General features: G+C 66.3%; 22 protein-coding genes and 1 tRNA gene. 6 read left to right on the top strand and 17 right to left on the bottom strand.

The genetic code is table 11. The features are described from left to right. Nucleotides 1-66: 66 nt before the first annotated feature. The 16 genes from nuoN to BVIR_RS06410 all read right to left on the bottom strand — a co-directional run bounded on the left by nuoN (nt 67) and on the right by BVIR_RS06410 (nt 15,131). Entirely contained in the window at nt 67-1,521 is a 1,455-nt protein-coding gene (gene nuoN, locus BVIR_RS06480) for an NADH-quinone oxidoreductase subunit NuoN (RefSeq protein WP_055036959.1), read from the bottom strand. A 15-nt stretch (nt 1,522-1,536) separates the two neighbouring features. Further along, nucleotides 1,537-3,048 carry an NADH-quinone oxidoreductase subunit M gene (locus BVIR_RS06475; protein WP_055036958.1) on the bottom strand — a complete coding sequence of 504 codons (1,512 nt, stop codon included), beginning with the start codon at nt 3,046-3,048 and terminating at the stop codon, nt 1,537-1,539. Then, nucleotides 3,048-5,027 (bottom strand): NADH-quinone oxidoreductase subunit L, encoded by a 1,980-nt coding sequence (gene nuoL, locus BVIR_RS06470; protein ID WP_055036957.1) that lies wholly within the window; start codon nt 5,025-5,027, stop codon nt 3,048-3,050. The genes BVIR_RS06475 and nuoL overlap by 1 nt, the downstream gene beginning before the upstream one ends. Nucleotides 5,028-5,031: 4 nt before the next feature. After that, nucleotides 5,032-5,340 carry an NADH-quinone oxidoreductase subunit NuoK gene (gene nuoK / locus BVIR_RS06465; RefSeq protein ID WP_055036956.1) on the bottom strand — a complete coding sequence of 103 codons (309 nt, stop codon included), beginning with the start codon at nt 5,338-5,340 and terminating at the stop codon, nt 5,032-5,034. Nucleotides 5,341-5,343: 3 nt separating this feature from the next. After that, on the bottom strand, nt 5,344-5,955 hold the full coding sequence (locus BVIR_RS06460) for an NADH-quinone oxidoreductase subunit J (RefSeq protein ID WP_055036955.1): 612 nt from the start codon (nt 5,953-5,955) through the stop codon (nt 5,344-5,346). Between the two features lie 67 nt (nt 5,956-6,022). Continuing rightward, on the bottom strand, nt 6,023-6,511 hold the full coding sequence (gene nuoI, locus BVIR_RS06455) for an NADH-quinone oxidoreductase subunit NuoI (RefSeq protein WP_055036954.1): 489 nt from the start codon (nt 6,509-6,511) through the stop codon (nt 6,023-6,025). A gap of 28 nt (nt 6,512-6,539) precedes the next feature. Next, complete coding sequence (locus tag BVIR_RS06450; protein WP_055036953.1) at nt 6,540-6,803, bottom strand: hypothetical protein; 264 nt, start codon at nt 6,801-6,803, stop codon at nt 6,540-6,542. A 27-nt stretch (nt 6,804-6,830) separates the two neighbouring features. After that, nucleotides 6,831-7,877, bottom strand: a complete 1,047-nt coding sequence (gene nuoH, locus BVIR_RS06445) for an NADH-quinone oxidoreductase subunit NuoH (RefSeq protein ID WP_171841652.1) — start codon at nt 7,875-7,877, stop codon at nt 6,831-6,833. A gap of 8 nt (nt 7,878-7,885) precedes the next feature. Beyond that, nucleotides 7,886-9,964, bottom strand: coding sequence for an NADH-quinone oxidoreductase subunit NuoG (gene nuoG / locus BVIR_RS06440; RefSeq protein ID WP_055036951.1), 2,079 nt, complete (start codon nt 9,962-9,964; stop codon nt 7,886-7,888). 16 nt (nt 9,965-9,980) lie between these two features. Continuing rightward, nucleotides 9,981-10,112 (bottom strand): hypothetical protein, encoded by a 132-nt coding sequence (locus BVIR_RS17305; protein WP_257720208.1) that lies wholly within the window; start codon nt 10,110-10,112, stop codon nt 9,981-9,983. Between the two features lie 5 nt (nt 10,113-10,117). Further along, complete coding sequence (gene nuoF / locus BVIR_RS06435) at nt 10,118-11,425, bottom strand: NADH-quinone oxidoreductase subunit NuoF (protein ID WP_055036950.1); 1,308 nt, start codon at nt 11,423-11,425, stop codon at nt 10,118-10,120. Nucleotides 11,426-11,429: 4 nt separating this feature from the next. After that, nucleotides 11,430-12,206 carry an NADH-quinone oxidoreductase subunit NuoE gene (gene nuoE, locus BVIR_RS06430; RefSeq protein ID WP_055036949.1) on the bottom strand — a complete coding sequence of 259 codons (777 nt, stop codon included), beginning with the start codon at nt 12,204-12,206 and terminating at the stop codon, nt 11,430-11,432. 99 nt (nt 12,207-12,305) lie between these two features. After that, nucleotides 12,306-13,499: an NADH-quinone oxidoreductase subunit D gene (locus BVIR_RS06425; protein WP_055036948.1), complete on the bottom strand. Its 1,194-nt coding sequence runs from the start codon at nt 13,497-13,499 to the stop codon at nt 12,306-12,308. 62 nt (nt 13,500-13,561) lie between these two features. Continuing rightward, the gene (locus BVIR_RS06420) at nt 13,562-14,200 is read right to left on the bottom strand and encodes an NADH-quinone oxidoreductase subunit C (protein ID WP_055036947.1); all 639 of its coding nucleotides are present in this window, start codon (nt 14,198-14,200) and stop codon (nt 13,562-13,564) included. Next, nucleotides 14,197-14,796: a NuoB/complex I 20 kDa subunit family protein gene (locus BVIR_RS06415; protein WP_145912050.1), complete on the bottom strand. Its 600-nt coding sequence runs from the start codon at nt 14,794-14,796 to the stop codon at nt 14,197-14,199. Before BVIR_RS06415 ends, BVIR_RS06420 begins: the two co-directional genes overlap by 4 nt. Then, nucleotides 14,766-15,131: an NADH-quinone oxidoreductase subunit A gene (locus BVIR_RS06410; RefSeq protein ID WP_055036945.1), complete on the bottom strand. Its 366-nt coding sequence runs from the start codon at nt 15,129-15,131 to the stop codon at nt 14,766-14,768. Before BVIR_RS06410 ends, BVIR_RS06415 begins: the two co-directional genes overlap by 31 nt. 584 nt (nt 15,132-15,715) lie before the next feature. Between BVIR_RS06410 and BVIR_RS06405 the strand changes: the two genes are divergently transcribed. The 5 genes from BVIR_RS06405 to BVIR_RS17015 all read left to right on the top strand — a co-directional run bounded on the left by BVIR_RS06405 (nt 15,716) and on the right by BVIR_RS17015 (nt 21,640). Further along, a tRNA-Asp gene (locus tag BVIR_RS06405) sits at nt 15,716-15,792 on the top strand. A gap of 424 nt (nt 15,793-16,216) precedes the next feature. After that, nucleotides 16,217-17,761 carry an efflux transporter outer membrane subunit gene (locus BVIR_RS06400; protein WP_055036944.1) on the top strand — a complete coding sequence of 515 codons (1,545 nt, stop codon included), beginning with the start codon at nt 16,217-16,219 and terminating at the stop codon, nt 17,759-17,761. Nucleotides 17,762-17,774: 13 nt separating this feature from the next. Next, nucleotides 17,775-18,983: an efflux RND transporter periplasmic adaptor subunit gene (locus BVIR_RS06395; RefSeq protein WP_055036943.1), complete on the top strand. Its 1,209-nt coding sequence runs from the start codon at nt 17,775-17,777 to the stop codon at nt 18,981-18,983. A gap of 238 nt (nt 18,984-19,221) precedes the next feature. Further along, nucleotides 19,222-21,171 carry a MacB family efflux pump subunit gene (locus tag BVIR_RS06390; RefSeq protein WP_055038723.1) on the top strand — a complete coding sequence of 650 codons (1,950 nt, stop codon included), beginning with the start codon at nt 19,222-19,224 and terminating at the stop codon, nt 21,169-21,171. A 307-nt stretch (nt 21,172-21,478) separates the two neighbouring features. Then, complete coding sequence (locus tag BVIR_RS17015) at nt 21,479-21,640, top strand: hypothetical protein (protein WP_169788587.1); 162 nt, start codon at nt 21,479-21,481, stop codon at nt 21,638-21,640. Between the two features lie 86 nt (nt 21,641-21,726). Here the strand turns inward: BVIR_RS17015 and BVIR_RS06385 are convergent, their stop codons facing one another. Then, nucleotides 21,727-22,476 carry a competence/damage-inducible protein A gene (locus tag BVIR_RS06385; RefSeq protein WP_055036942.1) on the bottom strand — a complete coding sequence of 250 codons (750 nt, stop codon included), beginning with the start codon at nt 22,474-22,476 and terminating at the stop codon, nt 21,727-21,729. A gap of 384 nt (nt 22,477-22,860) precedes the next feature. On the opposite strand from BVIR_RS06385, the gene BVIR_RS06380 reads away from it, so the two are divergent. Further along, nucleotides 22,861-24,276 (top strand): circularly permuted type 2 ATP-grasp protein, encoded by a 1,416-nt coding sequence (locus tag BVIR_RS06380; protein WP_055036941.1) that lies wholly within the window; start codon nt 22,861-22,863, stop codon nt 24,274-24,276. Nucleotides 24,277-24,297: the final 21 nt, after the last annotated feature.

The following is a 24,297-nucleotide window of genomic DNA, read 5'->3' as shown; positions in this document are numbered from 1 at the left end:
ACTCTAAACCCTTGATCTATCGCATTATCTCTCGCAAAACCGCAATCCAGTCCTGCCGGGAATGCTCTAGAACAACGACTTGGCTGCGACCGCAGCCGCGTCCGCCAGCGCCGAGGGATACACGAAGTAGAACGAGACAAACAGCCCCGCCACCCCGAGCACCGCCTTGAGCTCGCCGCTCATCGGCACGAACACGCCGTTGGGCTCGTCGACATACATCACTTTGACGATGCGAAGGTAGTAGTAGGCGCCGACCACGCTCGCCAACGCACCGATCACCGCCAGGACGTAGAGGTCGGCCTCGATGGCGGCGAGAAAGACGTAGAACTTGGCGAAGAAGCCGGCGAACCACGGCACCCCGGCCAGCGAGAACAGCAGCGCCCCGAACAGCAGCGCCATCGCCGGGCGGGTGCGGGCAAGACCGGCGAGGTCGGCGATATCCTCGACCGGGCCGCCCTCGCGCCGCATCGCCAGGATGGCGGCGAACGAACCCAACGTCATCGCGGCATAGATGGCGATATAGACCAGAACGCTGGTGACCCCGAGGGCATTGCCGGCGGCCAGACCCATCAGCGCGAAGCCCATGTGGCTGATCGACGAATAGGCCATCAGCCGCTTGATGTTGGTCTGGCCGATCGCGGCAAACGCACCGAGCGTCATCGAGGCGATCGAGACGAACACCACGATTTGCTGCCACGCCGGGGTGATGCCGGGGAAGGCGTCGACCGCCACCCGCACGAAGATCGCCATGCCGGCAACCTTCGGCGCCGCGGCGAAAAAGGCTGTGACCGGGGTCGGCGCGCCCTCGTAGACGTCCGGCGTCCACATATGGAACGGCACCGCCGACACCTTGAAGCACAGCCCGGCGAAAATGAAGACGAGGCCGACGATCAGCCCAAGACTGGCAAAGGTGGCTTCATCCGGCGGCGCGGCCGCCGACGCCTGGGCGATGCCGGCGAAGCTCACCGTGCCGGTGAAGCCATAGACCAGCGAGGCCCCGTACAACAGCATGCCGGACGACAGCGCCCCGAGCACGAAATACTTCAGACCCGCCTCGGTCGAGCGCAGCGAATCGCGATTAATCGCGGCGACGACGTAAAGCGCAAGGCTCATCAATTCGAAGCCGAGATAGAGCGCGATCAGGTCGTTGGCCGAGATCACCATGCCCATGCCGCAGGTCGAGAGCAGGATCAGCACGGGATATTCGAAGCGAACGTTGTTCTCGGCGCGGAAATGGTTGGCCGACATCGCCAGCGCCACCGCTGACGACACGAAGGCCAGCACTTTCAGGAATCGCGCGAAGTCGTCGACGACGAAGGAGCCGCCAAAGGTCTCGACCCGGCCCGTTCCGGTCTGCGACACCAGCACGGCCGCAACCAGCAGCACCGCCAGCGAGGCGCCGCTGATGACGCCGGCCGACCGCTCGCCGCGGAACGCGCCGAACAGCAGCAGCACCAGCGCACCCAGCGCGAGCACGATCTCCGGCAGCGCCGGCGTGAGGGCGGGTATCGCGGCGACCATGACCGACCTTCTCCTTTAGAACCCGGCGACAACCGGGGCCGCCGCCGCGCCAAGCGCCTGCAGATAGCCCTGGACGACGCCCTTCACCGCGACGGCCGAGGTGTCGAGCACCGGAAGCGGCCAGAACCCGAACACCACAGTCAGCACCACCAACGGCGCCAGCGTGACGATTTCACGGGCGTTGAGATCGGTGATCATCGCAAGCTGAGGCTTGTCGAGCACGCCGAAGATCACCCGACGGTAGAGCCACAGCGCATAGCACGCCGACAGGATCAGCCCCAGCGCCGCGACGAACGTCGCCGTGGTGTTAGCGTGGAAGGCACCGACCAGCGTCAGGAACTCGCCGACGAAGCCGGAGGTGCCGGGCAGCCCGACATTGGCCAGCGTGAACACCATGAACACCGCGGCATAGAGCGGCATGCGGTTGACCAGCCCGCCATAGGCGGCAATCTCGCGGGTGTGCATGCGGTCGTAGATCACACCGACACAGAGGAACAGCGCGCCCGACACTAGGCCGTGCGACACCATCTGGAACACCGCGCCCTGCATGCCCTGCTCGGTGCCCGAGAAGATGCCAAGGGTGACGAAGCCCATGTGCGCCACCGACGAGTAGGCGATCAGCTTCTTCATATCCTCCTGCATCAGCGCGACCAGGGAAGTGTAGACGATCGCGATCACCGACAGCGTGAACACCAGCGGCGTGAAATACTCGCTGGCGTCGGGGAACATCGGGATCGAGAAGCGGATGAAGCCATAGCCGCCCATCTTCAGAAGGATCGCCGCCAGCACCACCGAGCCGGCGGTCGGCGCCTCGACGTGGGCGTCCGGCAGCCAAGTGTGCACCGGCCACATCGGCAGCTTGACCGCGAACGACGCGAAGAACGCCAGCCACAGCCACATCTGTAGCGACGGCGCGAACTGAAACGCCTGCAGCGCGCGGATGTCGGTGGTTCCAGCCTGCCAGTACATCGCCATGATGCCGAGCAGCATCAACAGCGCGCCGAGGAAGGTATAAAGAAAGAACTTGAACGTGGCGTAGATGCGCCGCGGTCCGCCCCAGATGCCGATGATCAGGAACATCGGGATCAGTGTGCCTTCGAAGAAGATGTAGAAGAGCACAAGATCGAGCGCGCAGAAGGTGCCGATCATCAAGGTCTCGAGCACCAGGAACGCCACCATGTATTCCTTGACGCGCTTCGAGATCGAGGACCAGCTCGCCACGATGCAGATCGGCGTCAAGAAGGTGGTGAGGATGACGAACGGCAGCGCGATGCCGTCGACGCCCATCTGATACTGGATGGTGTCGCCGAGCCACGGCCGCTTTTCGACGAACTGGAACTCCGGCGAGCTGGCATCGAACTGAACGAGCAGAACGAGCGACACCGCGAAGGTGACCAGCGTGGTCCACAGCGCCACCCAGCGGGCGTTGCTGTAGGTCGTCTCGTCGTCGCCGCGCAGCATCAGGATGAACAGCGCGCCGACCAGCGGCAGGAAGGTGACGACGGAAAGGATCGGCCAGCCCGACATCAGCGCACTCCCCCGGCGAACATGAACCACGTCACCAGCGCCGCGAGCCCGATCAGCATCGCGAAGGCATAGTGATAGAGATAGCCGGTCTGCAGCCGCACCACCCGGTCGGTGGTGTCGAGCACGCGGGCGGCGATGCCGTCCGGCCCCAGCCCGTCGATCACCGCGCCGTCGCCCTGCTTCCACAGGAAGCGGCCAAGCCGCTTCGCAGCCCGCACGAAGATCACGTCATAAAGCTCGTCGAAGTACCACTTGTTGAGCAGGAACAGATAGAGCGGCCGCATGCTGCGGGCGAGCGCAACCGGCAACCCCGGCGACACCAGGTAGAACAGCACGGCCACCGCGAGTCCCGCCGCCATCGCGATGGTCGGCGCGAACACCACCAAAGCCGGGGCGTGGTGCATCTCCTCGAGCAGCCCGAGCTTGCTCAGCGAAATCGAGTCACGAAAGAACTCGGCGACGCCGTGTTGGTCGACGAACACCGGGTAGAACGCGAACCCGGCACCGAGCGCCCCCACCGCCAGAACCAGCAGCGGCAGCAGCATCGTCTTCGGCGCCTCGTGAACATCCTCGATGCGGCTGACGCCATGGTGGCCGTGATCGCCATGGCCATGGTGGCCGTCCGCGGCGACGAAGCGCGGCGCGCCGTGGAAGGTGAGGAACACCAGTCGCCACGAATAGAACGACGTCAGCGCCGCCGCGATCACCAGCATCCAGAAGCCGTAGCCGGACAGCGCCGCGTGCGAGACAAACGCCGACTCCACGATGGCGTCCTTGGAATAGTACCCGGCGGTGAACGGAAAGCCGGTCAGCGCCAGCGTGCCGATCACCATCATGGCGTAGGTGAACGGGATCGCCTTGCGCAGGCCGCCCATCTTCCGCACATCCTGCTCGTGGTGCATGGCGATGATCACCGCGCCCGAGCCGAGGAACAGCAGCGCCTTGAAGAAGGCGTGGGTAAACAGGTGGAACATGCCTACCGAATAGGCCCCCACCCCCATCGCCACGAACATGTAGCCGAGCTGCGAGCAGGTCGAATAGGCGACGATGCGCTTGATGTCGTTCTGAACGAGGCCGACCGTGGCGGCGAAGAACGCCGTGGTGGCACCGACCAGGATGACGACTTCCTGCGCGGTCGGGGCCAGCTCGAACAGCGGCGACAGCCGGGCCACCATGAACACCCCGGCGGTGACCATGGTCGCAGCATGGATCAGCGCCGACACCGGGGTCGGGCCCTCCATCGCGTCCGGCAGCCAGGTGTGCAGCAGGAACTGCGCCGATTTGCCCATCGCCCCCATGAACAGAAGGAGGCAGATCAGCGTCAGCGCGTCGAATGGAACGCCGGCCACCGCAATGACCTTGTCCTGCAGCGTCGGCACCTGGGCGAAGATGGTGGTGAAGTCGGTCGAGCCCACCATCCAGAAGATGGCGAAGATGCCGAGCGCGAAGCCGAAGTCGCCAACGCGATTGACGAGGAACGCCTTGATGGCGGCCGCGTTGGCTGAGGGCTTGAGATACCAGAACCCGATCAGGAGATAGCTGGCGAGGCCAACGCCCTCCCAGCCGAAGAACATCTGCACCAGGTTGTCCGACGTCACCAGCATCAGCATGGCGAAGGTGAACAGCGACAGGTACGAAAAGAAACGCGGGCGATGCGGGTCGTCGGCCATGTAGCCGATCGAATAGAAATGGACCAGTGCCGAGACGGTGTTGACCACCACCAGCATCACCACCGTCAGCGTGTCGATGCGGAATGCCCAGTCGGCCTTGAAGCTGCCGGCCTCGATCCAGGTGGACACCAGGATGCGGCCGCTTTCACCGTCGTAGCCGACGTTGAAGAAGGCGATCCACGACAGCAGCGCCGAGACGCCGACCAAGGCGGTGGTGACGATCTCGGACGGGCGCGAGCCGATCACGCGGCCGAACAGGCCGGCGATCACACAGCCGAGGAGCGGGAGGAAGACGATAAGCTGGTACATCCCCTCACCCCTTCATCATGTTGACGTCCTCGACCGCAATCGAGCCGCGGTTGCGGAAGAAGACGACGAGGATCGCAAGACCGATGGCCGCCTCGGCCGCAGCGACGGTCAGCACGAACAGCGCGAACACCTGGCCGACCAGATCGCCGAGGAAGGCCGAGAACGCGACGAGATTGATGTTCACCGACAGCAGGATCAGCTCGATCGACATCAAGATGACGATGACGTTCTTCCGATTGAGGAAGATGCCCACCGTGCCGATGGTGAACAGCATCGCCGCCAGGATGAGGTAGTGCGACAGACCGACGGCCATGACTTAAACCCCCTCCCGCGATTTGACCTTGCGCATCTCGACCGCGTCGGCCGGCCCGCGCGCAATCTGCTCGGCGATATTCTGGCGCCGGATGCCCGGCTTATGGCGCAGCGTCAGCACGATGGCGCCGATCATCGCCACCAGCAGGATCAGCCCGGATGCCTGGAAGAAATAGACGTAGTGGGTGTAGAGCACGTGGCCGAGCGCCGCGGTGTTGGTGAGCTCGGCGCCCTGGATCGGCACCTTGATGGCACCCGACACGCCCGGCCCGACCGCCCAGGTGCTGACAACGAGAACCAGCTCGACCAGGAACACCAGCCCGACCAGCGTCCCGATCGGCAGATATTGCAATGCGCCCTGTTTCAACTCGGCGAAGTCGACGTCGAGCATCATCACCACGAACAGGAACAGCACCGCCACCGCGCCGACATAGACGACGACCAGGATCATGGCGAGGAATTCGGCGCCGAGCAGAATGAACAGTCCTGCCCCGTTGACGAAGGTCAGGATCAGCCACAGCACCGAGTGCACGGGATTGCGCGCCACCACCACCAGAAAGGCGGAGGCCACGGCAATACCCGCGAAAAGATAGAAAAAGGCTGCGGCAAACCCCATTCGGCTCCCCCGATGCCCGGCGCCAACGCCGGACCCTTTCCTTCGCTCGCCCCGACCCGCCTCGCGCTTACCGGTACGGCGCGTCGAGACTGATGTTGCGGGCGATTTCCCGTTCCCAGCGCTCGCCGTTCGCGAGCAGCCGTTCCTTGTCGTAATAGAGCTCTTCGCGCGTCTCGGTGGCGAACTCAAAGTTCGGCCCTTCGACGATGGCATCGACCGGGCACGCCTCCTGGCAGAAGCCGCAATAGATGCACTTCACCATGTCGATGTCGTAGCGCGTGGTGCGGCGCGTGCCGTCGTTGCGGCGCGGCCCCGCCTCGATGGTGATGGCCTGGGCCGGACAGATCGCCTCGCACAGCTTGCAGGCGATGCAGCGCTCCTCCCCGTTGGGATAGCGGCGCAGCGCGTGCTCGCCGCGAAAGCGCGGGCTGAGGCTCATCTTCTCGAACGGGTAGTTGATGGTCGCCTTCGGCCGGAAGAAATAGCGCATCGACAGGAAGAACGCCGAAACGAACTCCGACAGAAACACCGAGCGGGCCGCCTGGTCCAACCTCATGATCCGCTCCCCTCTCGCCAAGTCGCCGTCATCCCCCCAGCGTCCGGCCGAACAGATAGCCGACCGATGCAAAGGCAGCGGCGTCCACCACCAGGATGATCCGACGCATCAAGGCGACGCGCCGCTCGAAGTCCAGCTTTTCCGCCGGGCTGGCCGAGCGATCGAGCGCCCTGAGCCGCGCTTCCACGAACGCGACCACCACGCCGTAATTGAGCAGGCCCAGCAACAGGCCCATCGCCGCGCCGATCAGCCCCGGCAGCGACACAAGATTGGCCACGTCCATTTCGGCCATGTCCCTCTCCCGCCCGGCGGTGCTCCGTCATGGCGCCCACCCCATGGTCTGCAGCACGCCGGCCACCACCACCACCATCGCCAGTGACAGCGGCAGGAACACCTTCCAGCCCAGCCGCATTAGCTGGTCGTAGCGGTAGCGCGGCACGAACGCCTTCACCATCGCGAACATGAAGAACACCAGCGACAGCTTCAGCACGAACCACACCACCCCCGGCACGTAGGTGAACGGCGGCAAGTCCAGCGGCGGCAGCCATCCGCCCAGGAACAGGATGGTGGTCAGCGCGCACATGGTCATGATCGCCACGTACTCGGACAGCATGAACAACAGATAGGGCGTGGATGAGTATTCGACCATGAAGCCGGCGACCAGTTCGGACTCCGCCTCCGGCAGGTCGAACGGCGGCCGGTTGGTCTCCGCCAGCGCCGAGATGAAGAACACCACGAACATCGGGAACAGCGGCAGCCAGAACCAGTTCAGCACCGTCGCCCACGGCACGCCGAGAAGGCTGGCGAGGCCATGGTCGCGCTGGGCGAACACGATGTCCTGCAGGTTCAACGACCCGACGCACAGCAGGACGGTGATGATGACGAAACCGATCGACACCTCATAGCTCACCATCTGCGCCGCCGAGCGCAGGCTGCCGAGGAAGGGATACTTCGAGTTCGACGCCCAGCCACCCATGATGATGCCGTAGACGCCGAGCGAGGAGATGGCGAAAATGTAAAGGATGCCGACATTGATGTCGGCGACCGCCCATTTTGCGTCAACCGGGATCACCGCCCAGGCCGCCAGCGCCAAGACGCACGACACCAGCGGCGCGATCAGGAACACACCCTTGTTGGCGCCGGAGGGGATCACCGGCTCCTTGGTCATGAACTTGATGAAGTCGGCGAACGATTGCCACAGCCCCCAGGGTCCGACCACGTTCGGCCCCTTGCGCAGTTGCACGGCCGCCCAGATCTTGCGGTCGGCGAGCAGGATGAAGGCGATGAAGACGAGCAGCAGCACCAGCACCGCGAGGCTGTGCAGGGCGATGAGCAGGATCTGGAGAGCGGTGTCGAGCCAGGTCATGTCATCCCTCATTCCGCCGCCAGCCGCACGCGGTCAGCGGCCAGGCTCGAGCACTCGGCCATCACCTTGGATGCCCGCGCGATCGGGTTGGTGAGATAGAAGTCGGCGATCGCGCTTCGGAATGGCGCCTCATCGATGGCACCGCCCTTGGCGGCCAGTTCGGTTATGGCGCCGGCCTCGGCCGCGTCCACCTCGTCGAGCCGCATCATGCGCGGATAATCCGCCGCCACCGCCGCCCGCAGCGCGCCGAGCGTGTCGTAGGGCAGCGTATGCCCCAGCAGCTCCGACAGCGCGCGCAGGATCGCCCAATCCTCGCGGGCGTCGCCGGGCGCGAAGCTGGCGCGCGAGCCGAACTGCACCCGGCCCTCGGTATTGACGTAGGTGCCGGACTTCTCGGTATAGGCCGCCCCTGGCAGGATGACGTCGGCGCGGTGAGCACCGCGGTCGCCATGGCTGCCGACATAGACCACGAACGCCCCCGCCGGCACCTCGACCTCGTCGGCGCCGAGCAAGAACAGCACGTCGAGCGCGCCAGGCTTCAGCATATCGGCGGTGTTGAGCCCGCCCGGTCCCGGCACGCAGCCGAGATCGAGCGCGCCGACCCGGCTCGCCGCGGTGTGCAGCACCGCATAGCCGTTCCAATCCCCGGTCACCGCACCGGCGGCGACCGCGACCTTGGCCGCCAGCGCCGCCACCGCCGCACCGTCGGAGCGGGTCAAGGCGCCCTGCCCGAGCAGAACCATCGGCCGCGCCGCCGCCTTGAGCACCGCGGCGAACGGATGCCGGCCGCTCGCAATCTCCACCAGCGTCTCCGGCCCGGCGCCGAGATGCTGGGCGTCATAGGTCAGGTCCGCCGCCTCCCCGATCACGCCGACCGGGAAGCCACCCATCCGCCAGCGCTTGCGGATGCGGGCGTTGAGCACCGGCGCCTCGCGGCGCGGGTTGGAGCCAACGACCAGCAGCGCGTCGGCGTCCTCGATCCCGGCAATACCGGGGTTGAACAGATAGGTGGCGCGGCCGGCCGCGGGGTCGAGCGCCGCGCCGTCCTGCCGGCAGTCGAGATTGGCCGAGCCGAGCCGGGACAGCAGATCCTTGAGGGCAAACGCCTCCTCGACCGAGGCGAGGTCGCCGACCAGGGCGCCGATCCGCGCCGCCGGGGCCGCCTTCACCTTGGCATTGATCGCCGCGAACGCCTCGCCCCAACTCGCCGGCACCAGCTTGCCACCCTGCCGCACGTAGGGACGGTCGAGCCGCTGGGTCTTGAGGCCATCCCAGATGAAGCGGGTCTTGTCGGAGATCCACTCCTCGTTCACCGCTTCGTTGGTGCGCGGCAGGATGCGCATCACCTCACGGCCGCGCACGTCGACCCGGATGGCCGAACCCAGCGCGTCCATCACGTCGACGGTCTCGGTCTTGTTGAGCTCCCACGGCCGGGCGTGGAAGGCGTAGGGTTTGGAGGTGAGCGCGCCGACCGGGCACAGGTCGATCACGTTGCCCTGCAACTCGGACCGCATCGCGTTCTCGAGATAGCTGGTGATCTCCATGTCCTCGCCGCGGCCGATGGCGCCGAGGTCGGGAACGCCGGCAACCTCGGTGGTGAAGCGGACGCACCGCGTGCAGTGGATGCAGCGGTTCATCGCCGTCTTCACCAGCGGGCCGAGATACTTGTCCTCGACCGCGCGCTTGTTCTCCGCAAAGCGCGAGGTGTCGGCGCCATAGGCCAGCGCCTGGTCCTGGAGGTCGCACTCCCCGCCCTGATCGCAGATCGGGCAATCGAGCGGGTGATTGATGAGCAGGAACTCCATCACCCCTTCGCGAGCCTTCTTCACCATCGGCGACTTGGTGTTGATCACCGGCGGCTCGCCGTTCGGCCCGGGGCGGAGGTCGCGCACATTGACCGAGCACGAGGCCTGCGGTTTGGGCAGCCCCTTCACCTCGACCAGGCACATGCGGCAGTTGCCCGCCACCGACAGCCGTTCGTGGAAGCAGAAGCGCGGAATCTCGGCGCCGGCGTCCTCGCACGCCTGCATCAGGGTGTCGTCGGGCGAAACCTCGACCTCGGTGCCATCGATGATCAGCTTGGCCATTGTTGTTGTTCCAGCCCTAGGCGTCCGAGAGTTCGCGGCGACATTCGATGTGAGCGCCGACGGCATGCAGATCCTGCGCCATACGATCGGTTCGCTCGTCGATCCGGCGCAGCAGCACGCGCATGATGTTGTCGGGCGCCTCGGTCATCGCCCTCACTCCGCCGCTGCGGCAAGGCGCGCGCCGGCATCATCGGGCCGCGCCGCGTAGGCGTCGATGCGCGCCTCGATCTCGTGGCGGAAATGCCGGATCAGCCCCTGCACCGGCCACGCCGCGGCGTCGCCCAGCGCGCAGATGGTGTGGCCCTCGATCTGGTTCGACACGTCGAGCAGCAGGTCGATTTCGCGCTTGGTGGCTCTTCCCTCGGCCATGCGGCTCACCACCCGCCACATCCAGCCGGTGCCCTCGCGGCACGGCGTACACTGGCCGCAGCTCTCGTGCTTGTAGAAATAGCTGAGGCGGGCGATGGCGCGGATGATGTCGGTGGACTTGTCCATCACGATCACCGCCGCGGTGCCGAGACCCGAGCGCAGCGCCCGGAGCGAATCGAAGTCCATCGGCGTGTCGATGATCTCGTGCGCCGGCACGCACGGCACCGACGAGCCGCCGGGGATGACCGCGAGCAGATTGTCCCAGCCGCCGCGGATGCCGCCGGCGTGCTTGTCGATCAGTTCGCGGAACGGCACGCCCATCGCCTCCTCAACGTTGCAGGGCGCATTGACGTGGCCGGAGATGCAGAACAGCTTGGTGCCGGTGTTGTTGGGCCGGCCGATGCCGGCGAACCACGACGCGCCGCGCCGCAAAATGTCCGGCGTCACCGCGATCGATTCGACGTTGTTCACCGTGGTCGGGCAGCCGTACAGGCCGACATTGGCCGGGAACGGCGGCTTCATCCGCGGCATGCCCTTCTTGCCCTCGATGCTCTCCAGCATCGCGGTCTCTTCGCCGCAAATGTAGGCGCCGGCGCCGTGGACGACGTAGAGGTCGAAGTCCCAGCCGTGGACGTTGTTCTTGCCGATCAGCCGTGCCTCATAGGCCTGGTCGACCGCCGCCTGCAGCCGCTCGCGCTCGCGGATGAACTCGCCGCGCACATAGATGTAGCCGGCGTGCGCGCCCATGGCGAAGGCGGCGATCAGCGAGCCCTCGACCAAGAGATGCGGATCGTGGCGCAGGATTTCGCGATCCTTGCAGGTGCCGGGCTCGGACTCGTCGGCGTTGACCACCAGATAGGCCGGCCGGCCGTCCGGCACCTTGGGCATGAACGACCATTTGAGCCCGGTCGGAAAGCCGGCGCCGCCGCGGCCGCGCAGGCCCGACGCCTTGACCTCGTTGATGATCCAGTCGCGGCCCTTGTCGACGAACCCTTTCGTGCCGTCCCAGCCGCCGCGCGCGCGGGCGCCGGCGAGCCCCCAATCGTCCTGGCCGTAGAGATTGCGGAAGATGCGGTCGCTGTCCTGCAGCATCTGATCAGCCCTCGCTTCCCGCGCCGGCGGGCTTGTTGTCCGCGCCCCCGGCCATCGCAGCATCGCTCAACGGCTTCTTCGGCGCCGGCGACTCGCGCACGCTGGCGGCCTCGCCCGGCCGCTTCGCCTCGGCGTCGGCCAGCACGGGCTGCTTGGCCGCGGCCGGCTTGGCGTCGGCCGCCCAGCCGGTCAGCGTGGTCGGCCCGCCGATAGGCGCGGAGAATTGGCGCTCGACCTGCGGCCCCGGCGCAACCGGGCGGCCAGCGGCGAGATCGTCGATCAGGGTCTCCAGGCTGGCGGTGGTGAGGTCCTCGAAGTAGTCGGCGCCGATCTGCACCATCGGCGCGTTGACGCAGGCGCCGAGGCACTCGACCTCGGCCCACGAAAACTTGCCATCGGCGCTGACGTGGCGCTCGTGGCCGATCTTGCGCTCGCACACCTTCTTCAGTTCGTCGGCGCCGCGCAGCTGGCACGGCGTGGTGCCACACACCTGGATGAAGTGCTCGCCGACCGGCTCCAGGTTGAACATGGTGTAGAAGGTTGCGACCTCCAGCACCCGGATATTGGGCATGTCGAGCAGTGCGGCGACGCACTCGATCGCCTTCTGCGACAGCCAGCCGCCGGATTGTTCCTGGGCGCGCCACAGCAGCGCGATCACCGCCGACGCCTGCCGGCCTGCGGGATACTTGGCGATCTGGCTGTTGGCCCAGGCGAGATTGTCCGCTGTGAAGGCGAACGTCGCGGGCTGCTGCTCGGCGGGTGCGAGGCGACGGACGGTCATGGCTTCAATTCTCTCCCCGCTCGGTCGAACCCGGCTTAAACCCGGCCGCAGCTTTGTCGTCGGCCACGGTCAACCGCAGCGTTGGCAACACCGGCGCGGTCATCGGTCGACCTCGCCGAACACGACGTCGATGGTGGCGATGGCCGCGGTGACGTCGGCGAGCAGATGGCCCTTGGTGAGATAGTCCATCGCCTGCAGATGGGCGAAGCCGGGCGAGCGAATCTTGCAGCGGTATGGCTTGTTGGTGCCGTCGGCGATCAGATAGACGCCAAACTCGCCCTTGGGCGCCTCGACCGCGGCGTAGACCTCGCCGGGCGGCACGTGGAAACCCTCGGTGTAGAGCTTGAAGTGGTGGATCAGCGCCTCCATCGAGCGCTTCATCTCGCCGCGCCGCGGCGGCACCACCTTGCTGTCCCGCGCGTTCACCGGGCCGGCCCCGACCGGGCTCCTCAGCTTGTCGCAGCACTGCCGGATGATGCGCACCGACTCGCGCATCTCCAGCACGCGGCACAGGTAGCGATCGTAGCAGTCGCCGTTCTTGCCGACCGGGATGTCGAACTCCAGATCCTCGTAGCACTCATAGGGTTGCGCCTTGCGCAAATCCCACGCCGCGCCGGAGCCGCGCACCATCACGCCAGAGAAGCCGCGCGCCCAGGCCTCATCCAGCGTGACGACGCAGATGTCGACATTGCGCTGCTTGAAGATGCGGTTCTCGGTGAGAAGCCCTTCGAGATCGTCGACCACGCCGAGGAACGGCGCGCACCAGTCGTAGATGTCGTCGATCAATGCCGGCGGCAGATCCTGATGCACGCCGCCGACGCGGAAATAGGCCGCGTGCATGCGGGCGCCCGAGGCGCGCTCATAGAAGCCGAAGATCTTCTCGCGCTCCTCGTAGACCCACAGCGGCGGGGTCAGCGCACCGACGTCGAGGGCGTGGGAGCCGATATTGATCAGATGGTTGGCGATTCGCGTCAGCTCCGAATAGAGCACGCGGATCAACTGGGCGCGGTAGGGCACCTCGAGCTTCAGCAGGCGCTCGGCCGCCAGCACGAAGGCGTGCTCGCAGTTCAGCGGCGAGACGTAGTCGAGCCGGTCGAAATAGGGAATCGCCTGAAGATAGGTCTTGTGCTCGATCAGCTTCTCGGTGCCGCGGTGCAGAAGGCCGATGTGCGGATCGGCGCGCTTGATCACCTCGCCGTCGAGGTCGAGCACCAGCCGCAGCACGCCATGGGCAGACGGATGCTGCGGACCCAGGTTGATCGTGAAATCGCGAGCCGTGACTTCGGCGTCCATGTCTTTGTCCCCAGCGCCTTTCTTTGTCCCCAGCGCCTGTCCTTGACCTCAGCGCCCGTCCCTCAGCCCGGACGAGAAGCCTTCTCGTCGCCCGGCAACGCGTAGTCGGTGCCCTCCCACGGCGACAAGAAGTCGAAACTGCGGAACTCCTGGTCAAGCCGCACCGGCTCGTACACCACCCGCTTCTGCTCGTCGTCCCAACGCAGCTCGACATAGCCGGTGAGCGGGAAATCCTTGCGCAGTGGATGCCCGTCAAAGCCGTAGTCGGTCAGGATTCGACGCAAGTCGGGGTTGCCTTCGAACAGGATGCCATAAAGGTCATAGGCCTCGCGTTCGAACCAGCATGCGCCGGGGAACAGCGGCACCACCGACGGGACGGGCGTCGACTCGTCGGTCGCCACCTTGACCCGGACCCGGAGGTTCTTTTGCGGCGACAACAGATGGTAGACGACGTCGAAACGCTTCTCCCGCGACGGCCAGTCGACACCGCAGATGTCGATGAAGGAGATGAACCGGCAGCCCGGATGGTCGCGCAACAGCCCGATCACCTCCACCACCCGGCTGGCGTCGGCCGTGATGGCAAGCTCGCCCAGGGCGATGTCATAGCCGGTGACCGCGCCCGGCAGCGCCGCCGTCACCGTGTCGCCGATTTCCCGCAACGCCTCGTCGAGGAGACCGCCGTCCGCGTAATATCTCGTCACCGCTCGATGGTCCCTGTCCGACGAATCTTCTTCTGCAGCAACATCACGCCGTACAGCAGCGCCTCCGCCGTCGGCGGACACCCCGGAACGTAGATGTCGACCGGCACGATGCGGTCGCAGCCGCGCACCACGGAATACGAGTAGTGGTAATACCCGCCGCCGTTGGCGCAGGACCCCATCGAGATCACATAGCGCGGCTCCGGCATCTGGTCGTAGACCCTGCGGAACGCGGGCGCCATCTTGTTGGTCAGGGTGCCAGCGACGATGATGCAATCCGACTGGCGCGGCGAGGCGCGCGGAGCGAAGCCGAACCGCTCGAAATCGTAGCGCGGCATGGCGCCGTGGATCATCTCCACCGCGCAGCAGGCCAAGCCAAAGGTCATCCACATCAACGAGCCCGTCCGCGCCCAGTTGATGAGCTCGTCCGTCGCCGTGACCACGAAACCCTTGTCCGCCAACTCGTCATTGATGCCGACGAACAGCGGGTCATCTGACCCGATCGGCTTGCCGGTGCGCGGATCTAGAATGCCCTTGGGCGCCGGGGCAATCGCAGGTGTCTTGCCCATCAGTCCCATTCCAGGGCCCCCTTCTTCCATTCGTAGACGAAGCCGATCGTCAGCACGCCGAGAAACATCATCATCGACCAGAACCCGAACAGGCCGAGATCGCCAAACGCGACCGCCCACGGGAACAGGAACGCCACTTCCAAATCAAAGATAATGAACAGGATCGCGACGAGGTAGAACCGCACGTCGAATTTCATGCGGGCATCGCCGAAGGCGTCAAAGCCGCATTCATAGGCTGACAGCTTGGCAGCATCGGGCTGCTGGTATGCGACCACGAACGGCGCAATCAGCAGAAACAGGCCGATCACCAGCGACAGCCCGATGAAGATGACGAGCGGCAGGTAGGCAACAAGAAGCTCGGTCATCGGCGATTCCACCTATATAGGGGGTTCGGTCGGGCATTCCGACAGGCTCGGCGGCCTCGCGGATTGCGGCCTTCCGATGGCGAATGGTTACCGCACGCCTTCGACCCCCGCAAGCACGCGATTAGCGGTAATCGCACGCGACGGCGGGTGGCGGACAGAACAATCCGAGACTTGGCCCACAATTGAGGCATAGGCGCCAAATCTCCGGCACGCAGCTGCAGCATTTTTAACCTCGCAGCTGCGAGAGGCTGAGACCGCAAACTCTTGAGTCGGATCGTGCGAGCCACCTTCAAGCTCTTCGTGGCAGCCTCCAATTTCTCTCGCGCCTTTCAACCTTTGCGCTGCCGGCGAACGTTCGCCGGCGCGGCATCAGCTATCGATATAGTCCCCCCTGTCAGGTCTTCAACCGGAACCGCAGCGCAGGGGACACAGCCGACTTTTCCACCGGATTCCAACGCCGTGAAAAGTTTGCACCGAAAGAACCCGACATGGCCTTGACGCCAGAATGCAGGGACCGTATTTCGGCGCTCTCTCGCGACGACATCGCGGGCCCCGCGGAAACCGCGGTGCCTCAAGAGCATCGCGGGGGTGTAGCTCAGTTGGTTAGAGCGCCGGCCTGTCACGCCGGAGGTCGCGGGTTCGAGCCCCGTCACTCCCGCCACTGCCGCCCATCGCGGCATCGGCATTCCCCTCACAGTCTCATCCCTCTTGGTGTTTTCGCCTCCCGCACCGATCCGGCGTGCGGCGGAGCGGCACAATCTGGAAAGCAGCCGCCAAGCCGGCTTGGCTGGCGCCATCGTCGCTCGCTAGCTTCCTGGAGCACGACAGCACAACGCTTGGCTTCACACCGGCAACCGGCGCGAAATCTCTCGGAAATTGCCGTGTCGATTCAGTACCCGGCCTCCAATCTTAGAAATCGTTAAGTTTCCAGAGCCCACGGCCGCGGCTAAGCAAGGCGGGCGGGCCGGTCCCAGGCATCGATGGACCATCCTGCGCTCGTCGCCGTTCTGATCTGGAAATGCCCTTCCCTTACCGCTGGATAGAGTGCCGTTGATGTCGCAATCGTGCCGAACCGGATCGTGCAGATGAGACGCCAGCGGCCAATCAGCCTCCAACGCAGCCGGCTGACCCGGCGCGCGCTTACGGCCGGCGCGCTCGCCTTCGGCGTGTCTGCCTGCGCCGTCGGGCCCGACTACCAGACCCCGCTGCTCGACATGCCGGTACGATACGGCAACGCGCCGAAAGGCCAGGGCAGCCAGGCCACCGACCTCATCCGCTGGTGGCGCGGCCTGCGCGACCCGATGCTGTCGGCGCTGATCGATGAGGCCGTCGCCGGCAATCTCGACGTCGCCACCGCCAAGGCCAAGGTCCGCGAAGCGCGCGCTCTACGCCGCCAGGCGATTGGCGCGCTGTTCCCCAACGTCGACGGCTCGGCCTCGATCACCCGCAACAAGACGGCGTCCAGCCGAGGCTCGTCCTCCACCGATACCGCCGGCAGCCTCGCCTCCTCGCCTTATACGCTGTATCAGGCCGGCTTCGACGCCTCGTGGGAACTCGACCTGTTCGGCGGCAACCGCCGCAACGTCGAGGCTGCCACCTATTCGCTGGAAGCGTCCTGGGACGACCTCGACGCCGCTTTGCTCACGCTGATCGGCGACGTCGCCGTCAACTATGTCGAGGCCCGCGGCTATCAGGCCCGCATCGCGCTGGCCCGCCGCACCACCGCCTCGCAGCGCGAGACCGCCGCCATCACCAAGTCGAAGTTCGAGGCCGGCGCCGCCTCGGCAGTGGACGTCGCCAAGGCCATCGCCCAGGCCGCCACCACCGAATCGAACATCCCGACGCTCGAAATCGCCTATGCCGAGGCGGTGCATCGCCTCGGCGTGCTGACCGGCCGCGAGCCGGCGGCGCTGACCCAGCGACTCGCCACGGCCAAGGCGATCCCCGCGCCCAGGCTGCCGTTGAAACCCGGCATGCCCGCCGATGTGCTGCTGTCGCGGCCGGACGTGCGCGCCGCCGAGCGCCGGCTGGCCGAATCGACGGCGCGAATTGGCGAGGCCGAGGCCGCGCTCTATCCGTCCGTCAGCCTGACCGGCAACATTTCCACCTCGGCGCAGAAGTTGGGCGACCTCGGCAAGAGCTCGACCATCGGCTGGTCGTGGGGCCCGCAGCTCAGCGTGCCGATCTTCAACGGCGGCCAGTTGCGCGCCGCCGTCGACGTCACCGAGTCCCAGCGCGATCAGTCCTACATCGCCTTCCGCGCCGCCGTGCTGACCGCACTGGAAGACGTCGAGAACGCGCTGGTGGCGCTTTCCAAGGAGCGCGTCCGCGCCTCCCGGCTCAGCGAATCGGTCCAAGCCAACCGCGACGCGACGCGACTGGCGCGCCAGCTCTTCCAGACCGGCTCATCCAGCTTCCTCGACGTGCTCGACGCCGAGCGCTCGCTTTATTCCGCCGAGGACACGCTACTGCAGAGCCGGGTCGCGATTTCCACCGATTACATCGCGCTCGCCAAGGCGCTCGGCGGCGGCTGGACCGACCCGGTCGATGTGGCGACACCGGAGGCCGTCGACATCGGCACCGGCCCCCACATTCCCGCGCTCGCGACCCCGCCTCGCGTGACACCATGAAGCTTGCCACGCCATGAAGCTCTCGAAAAAACGCGCCGGCCTGATCCTCGTCGTGGTCGCCGGACTCAGCGCGGCCGCGCTGGGCCTACGATCCTACTTCCAGCCGGCCGCGCCCGACGCGATGTTGACGGCGCGGGTCGCGGTCGGCAACGTCGAGCAGACCGTACTTGCTACCGGCACGCTGAAGCCGGTCAAGCTGGTCGCGGTCGGCGCCCAGGCGTCCGGCCGGGTGGTGTCGATGAAGGTCAGGCTCGGCCAGAAGGTCGCGACCGGCGAGCTGATCGCCGAGATCGACCCGATCAACCAGCAGAATGCGTTGCGAAAGGCGGAAGCCTCGCTCGAAAACATTCGCGCCCAGCGGCTGGAGAAGGTCGCGACGCTGGCGCTCGCCCGCGCCACCCTCGGCCGCGCCCAGCTGACCCTGGCGCAGCGGGCGACCTCGCGCGCCGAGTTCGACAGTGCCGAGGCCACGGTGAAGCAGACCGAAGCCCAGATCGCAGCGCTCGACGCCCAGATCCTGTCCGGCGTGGTGGCGGTGGAGGATGCGAGAGCCAACCTCGGCTATACGCGCGTCACCGCGCCGATCGACGGCACCGTGCTGGCCATCGTCACCCAGGAGGGCCAGACGGTGAACGCCACCCAGACCGCGCCGACCATGGTGGTGCTCGGCCAGGTCGACGTCATGACCGTCCGCGCCGAGATCTCGGAGGCGGACGTGGTGCGGGCGAAGCCGGGCCAGCCAGTCTATTTCACCATCCTCGGCGACCCGGACCACCGCTACCACGCCAAGCTCGAATCGATCGATCCGGCGCCAGAATCGGTCAAGACCGACTCCAGCTTCTCGACCTCGTCCTCCTCGTCGTCGTCATCTTCCTCGTCGTCGTCATCATCGTCCTCCGCGATCTATTATTATGGCGTGTTCAACGTCCAGAACCCGGACGGCCGGCTGCGCACCTACATGACGGCGCAGGTACGCATCGTGCTCGGCGACGCCAAGGGCGTGCTCACGGTTCCCTCGGCGGCGTTGCACCGCTCCGCGGCCGGCTACACCGTCGACGTGGTCGAGCCGAACGGCACGGTGTCGACCCGCCCGGTCGAGGTCGGGCTCGACAACAAGTCGGTCGCCGAAATCCGCTCCGGGCTCAAGGTCGGCGAGCGGGTCGTCACCGGGCGCAAGGATTCCACGCAGCCGGCCTTCCGCGGCCCGCCGCGTCCGTTCTGACCCAATCATCCGGTTTCCGGCCGATCCGGCCGGAAGCCGAAGTCCGGTCGCCGAAGAACCCTGTCCTGACCACGGGTGATTCGGCGAGGTGGTTTCCGGGACCCCGCAGGGATCGGCCGGAAGCCGTATCAAAGGGGTGGATTTGGCCTTGGCTGACACGCCTCCGACCCTCGACGCCGCCCACCTCACGCCGCCGGACACCCGCGCGGCGACGGCCGCCGGTGCGCCCGGCGCGCCGCTGATCGAGATCCGCGGCCTGACCCGCGAATACCAGTCCGGCGACGACACCATCGCCGCCTTGAAGGACATCGACATCTCGATCGCGCGCAGCGAGATGGTGGCGATCGTCGGCGCCTCCGGCTCCGGCAAGTCGACCTTGATGAACATCCTCGGCTGCCTCGACCGACCGACCTCCGGCAGCTACCGCGTCGCCGGGCGCGAGACATTGCTGCTCGAGCCGGACGAACTGGCCGAGCTTCGGCGCGAGCATTTCGGCTTCATTTTCCAGCGCTATCATCTGCTGTCGGAGCTGGACGCCATCGGCAATGTCGAGATCCCGGCAATCTACGCCGGCCTGCCGCGCACCGAGCGCCAGAGCCGGGCGGCAAGCCTGCTCAAGCGGCTCGGCATGGCCGACCGCACCCACCACCGCCCCGGACAGCTGTCAGGCGGCCAGCAGCAGCGCGTGTCGATCGCCCGCGCCTTGATGAACGGCGGCGAGATCATCCTCGCCGACGAACCCACCGGCGCGCTCGACAGCCAGAGCGGCCTTGCCATGCTGCAGATCCTCGACGAACTGCACGCCGAGGGCACCACCGTCATCATCGTCACCCACGACCCTTCGGTCGCCGCCCGTGCCGAGCGCATCATCGAGCTGCGCGACGGCAAGATCGTGTCGGACCGCCGCAACGAGCGAGCGCCGGCGCCCGCCGCAGCAGCCGCGCGCGGGCCGGCCGGCGCCCCGGCGAGCCATTGGCGGGCGGCGCTCGACCGCTTCCGCGAGGCTTTCCGCATGGCGCTGGTGGCAATGGGCGCCCACCGCCTGCGCACCTTCCTCACCATGCTCGGCATCGTCATCGGCATCGCCGCGGTGGTGTGCGTGGTGGCGCTCGGCGAAGGCTCGCGCCAGAAGGTGCTGGCCAACATCTCCAGCCTCGGCACCAACACGCTGGAGATCTTCCCCGGCCTCAATTTCGGCGATACCCGCTCCGGCCGCATCCGAACTCTGGTGATCGACGACGCCGAAGCCCTGGCGCAGCAGCCCTATGTGGCGGCGGTGACGCCCACCGTCTCCACCACCTCGACGTTGCGCTACCGCTCGGTCGAGGCCACCGCCATGGTCAATGGCGTCGGCGACCGCTATTTCGACGTCCGCGGCACCAAGCTGCTCGACGGCTGGCTGTTCGACGCCGACAGCGTGAAGCGCCTCGCCCAGGACGTGGTGATCGACGAGAACGCCCGCGACGCGCTGTTTCCGGATGAGCCCGGCCGCAGCCCGGTCGGCGAGGTCATCCTGGTCGGCAAGGTGCCGTGCCGGGTCATCGCGCTGGTGCAGAAGCAGCAGGGTGGGTTCGGCTCCAGCTCCAACCCGTCGGTATTCCTGCCCTACACCACCGTGCAGGCCCGTTTCCTCGGCACCACCAATCTGCGCTCGATCACCGTGCGGGTCGACGACGGCACCTCCCCTGCGCTCGCCCAGGGCGCGGTGACCCAACTGCTCACCTTGCGCCACGGCGCTCGCGACTTCTTCATCCTCAACACCGACGACATCCGCCAGACCATCACCCAAACCACCGAGATCCTGACGCTCCTGATCTCCTCGATTGCGATCATTTCGCTTCTGGTCGGTGGCATCGGGGTGATGAACATCATGCTGGTGTCGGTGTCTGAGCGGGTGAACGAGATCGGCGTGCGCATGGCGGTGGGGGCGCGGCGCAGCGACATCCTGCAGCAGTTCCTGATCGAGGCGGTGCTGGTGTGCCTGATCGGCGGCATCCTCGGCATCGCGCTCGCGCTCAGCTTCGGCTTGGTGTTCGCCCTGGTCGAGACACCGTTCACGCTGATCTATTCGCTCACCTCGATCATCACCGCGGTGGTGTGCTCGACCTTGATCGGCGTGGTGTTCGGCTATCTTCCGGCCCACAACGCTTCGCTGCTCGACCCGGTGGTGGCGCTGGCACGCGATTGATCGCGCCGAACGGGCATCACGAGCCGCGCCAGGTGTCCCATCGGGGCCATAATCGGCCGGCGAGGTCGATTGCGCGACCGGTCGCCGAGAGCGCTCTTTCGGCTCAAGGATTTTTCGCCGGGGTCGCTTTCGGAATCACGATCTGACCCACCGAACGCCGCGGCGATGGCAGTTCGGCCGCGGAACCACACCTCCGAAATTATGGTTAATGAGATGTGAACCCTCGCGGTCAACTCAATGACCACCTGGCAACATGGTCGCAATCGAACCCCGGTCGTGATCACGGCGATACTGCTGTGAGGTCGCCATGGCTCGCGCGTTCTGGACCACGCTCACCTTCACCCTCAGCCTGCAGGTCATCGCCATGACCGGGCTTGTGGCGCGTGCCGTTCACGACCAGGCCGTCACGGTGTCGCAGATGCTGCACCGCACCGCTTTGCTCAAGAACGACGCGGCGTGGCGGCGTTGAGCTGTCACCGCACCGGGCGGTCGCAGGCCGGCGGCTGTGGACCGCGACGCCGAGCTCCCACGGGAACAGCACCACCGCGTCCGCGCTCACCGCCCCAGCTTCAGCCGCACGGCCGCGAGCATGGTCTCGACCGCGTGCCGGGCCGCCGCCAGCTTGTCGGCGTCGCGCGCGCGCACCACCAGATTGGTGTTGGGCAAACCGACGTCGTCCAGAAAGGGATAGCTGCCGATCATCACCTCGGGGTGGGCGGATGCGACCGCCCGCAGTTCGGTGCCGATGTCGCCCTCGCGCAGCTCGGCACGCACCGTCTCCGACAGCATCCGCACGCCGGTCTTCAGCTTCGGCGCCACCTCCTCCAGCATCGCCTGCATGATGGCCGGCACCCCGGCCATGACGATGACGTTGCCGATCCAGAAGCCCGGCGCCTTCGACAGCTTGTTGGCGATGAGGTCGGCGCCGGCGGGAATGCGCGCCATGCGCAGCCGTGCCTCGTTGAGGTCGGCCTCGGCGAACCGCTCCAGCATCATTGCCTTGGCGCGCGGGTCGACCCCGATCGGGACGCCGAACGCCTTGGCGATCGAATCGGCGGTAATGTCGTCGTGGGTGGGACCGATGCCGCCGGTGGTGAACAGATACGTGTAGCCTTTGCGTAGCGCGTTCACCGCGGCGACGATCGCCGCTTCGTCGTCGCTGACGATTCGCACCTCCTTGAGGTCGATGCCGTGCGCTGTGAGGAAGTCGGCGATGTAGCCGACGTTCCTGTCCTTGGTGCGCCCGGACAGGATCTCATCGCCAATGACGAGGATGGCGGCGGTGACGGTGATCGGATCGGCCATGACAACTCCCCTGGGATCGCCACCAGCCTCTAGCCCGATCGACAGCGCCTTCCCATTCGAGCGTCGCCGGAGCCCCGTGGTGGGCCGCGCCTGTTCATCGGGCGCACCGCGTTGTTTGCGCCTATTTTTTAGGCATCATCATCAGAAGTGGAAGGATTGCCGCCGAATGCAGCAAGGGCTCTTCCATCGGCCCGGAATTTGCGTCTAAGCTTGAGGCGACGAGGAGAAAGTCTCAACCATATTCGTGCACACGCCAACAGGCGGTGGGCCGAAAGCGGTGAACGGCTTGATGTTTTCCGGGCCCCTGCGGGCCGGCCTGCCGGCCGAACCGCAGACGGCCCGTTGGGACCGGGGTTGTGGACCTGGGTTGAGGAAAGGCGTCCAATGGCTGCCTTCGATGAGATGAAGGGCCTCAACGGCCATGTCCGTCCCGGCTACCGGCAGTTGTCGGAATGGCTTGCGACTGTGCCGCGGGCATTGCTGGATGACCGGCGCCGGGAGGCGGAGTTTCTGTTCCGCCGCATCGGCATCACCTTCGCCGTTTACGGCAACGCCGAGTCGACCGAGCGGCTCATTCCGTTCGACATTGTGCCGCGCATTCTCGCCAACGCCGAATGGGCGGCGCTGTCCAAGGGGCTGGAGCAGCGGATTCGCGCGCTCAACCTCTACATCCAGGACGTCTATTCCAAGCGCGAGGCGATGCGTGCCGGCATCGTGCCGGAGGAGTTGGTGTTCCAGAACCCGGTGTTCCGGCCGGAGATGAACGGCCAGCGGGTGCCGCACGACATCTGGGTGCACATCGCCGGCATCGACGTGGTGCGGATCGACCCCGAGACCTTCTACGTGCTCGAAGACAATGCCCGCACCCCCTCCGGCGTGTCCTACATGCTGGAAAACCGCGAGATCATGATTCGGCTGTTTCCCGAGCTGTTCGCCACCCACCGGGTGGCACCGGTCGAAAAATATCCGGACGAGCTGCTCGCCACCCTGAAATCGGTGGCCCCCAGCACCGCCCCGGCCGATCCGACCTGCGTGCTGCTGACGCCGGGACTGTTCAACTCGGCCTATTACGAGCACTCGTTCCTGGCCGACAAGCTCGGCATCGAGCTGGTGGAGGGTCGCGACCTGTTCGTCGAGGGCAGCGTGGTCTACATGCGCACCACCGAGGGACCAAAGCGCGTCGACGTGATCTACCGGCGCGTCGACGACGACTTCATCGACCCCCTCGTCTTCCGCCCCGATTCCGCGCTCGGCGTGCCGGGCCTGATGGGCGCCTATCAGGCCGGCAACGTGACGCTCGCCAATGCCGTCGGCACCGGCGTTGCCGACGACAAGGCGGTCTATTCCTACATGCCGGAGATCATCCGCTTCTTCCTCGGCGAGGAGCCGATCCTGAAGAACGTGCCGACCTGGCGCTGCCGCGAGCCGGATGCGCTGGCCTACGTGCTCGACCATCTCGACGACCTGGTGGTGAAGGAGACCCACGGCTCCGGCGGCTACGGCATGCTGATCGGTCCCAAGGCATGCAAGGACGAGATCGAGAGCTTCCGTGCCAAGCTGAAGCACGATCCCTCCAATTTCATCGCCCAGCCGACGCTCGCACTCTCCACCGCGCCCTGCCTGGTGGAGGACGGCATCGCCTCGCGCCACGTCGACCTGCGCCCCTACGTGCTGCAGGGTAAGAACGGCGTGCGCATCGTGCCGGGCGGCCTCACCCGCGTGGCGCTGCAGGCCGGATCGCTGGTGGTCAACTCCTCGCAGGGCGGCGGCACCAAGGACACCTGGGTGCTCGGCGCATGATCACGTTTTGCCCCTCGAACC

Source organism: Blastochloris viridis, assembly GCF_001402875.1.
GTDB lineage: Bacteria > Pseudomonadota > Alphaproteobacteria > Rhizobiales > Xanthobacteraceae > Blastochloris > Blastochloris viridis.
Note: the sequence above shows the minus strand (reverse complement) of the source record. Positions and strands in the feature narration are given on the sequence as shown.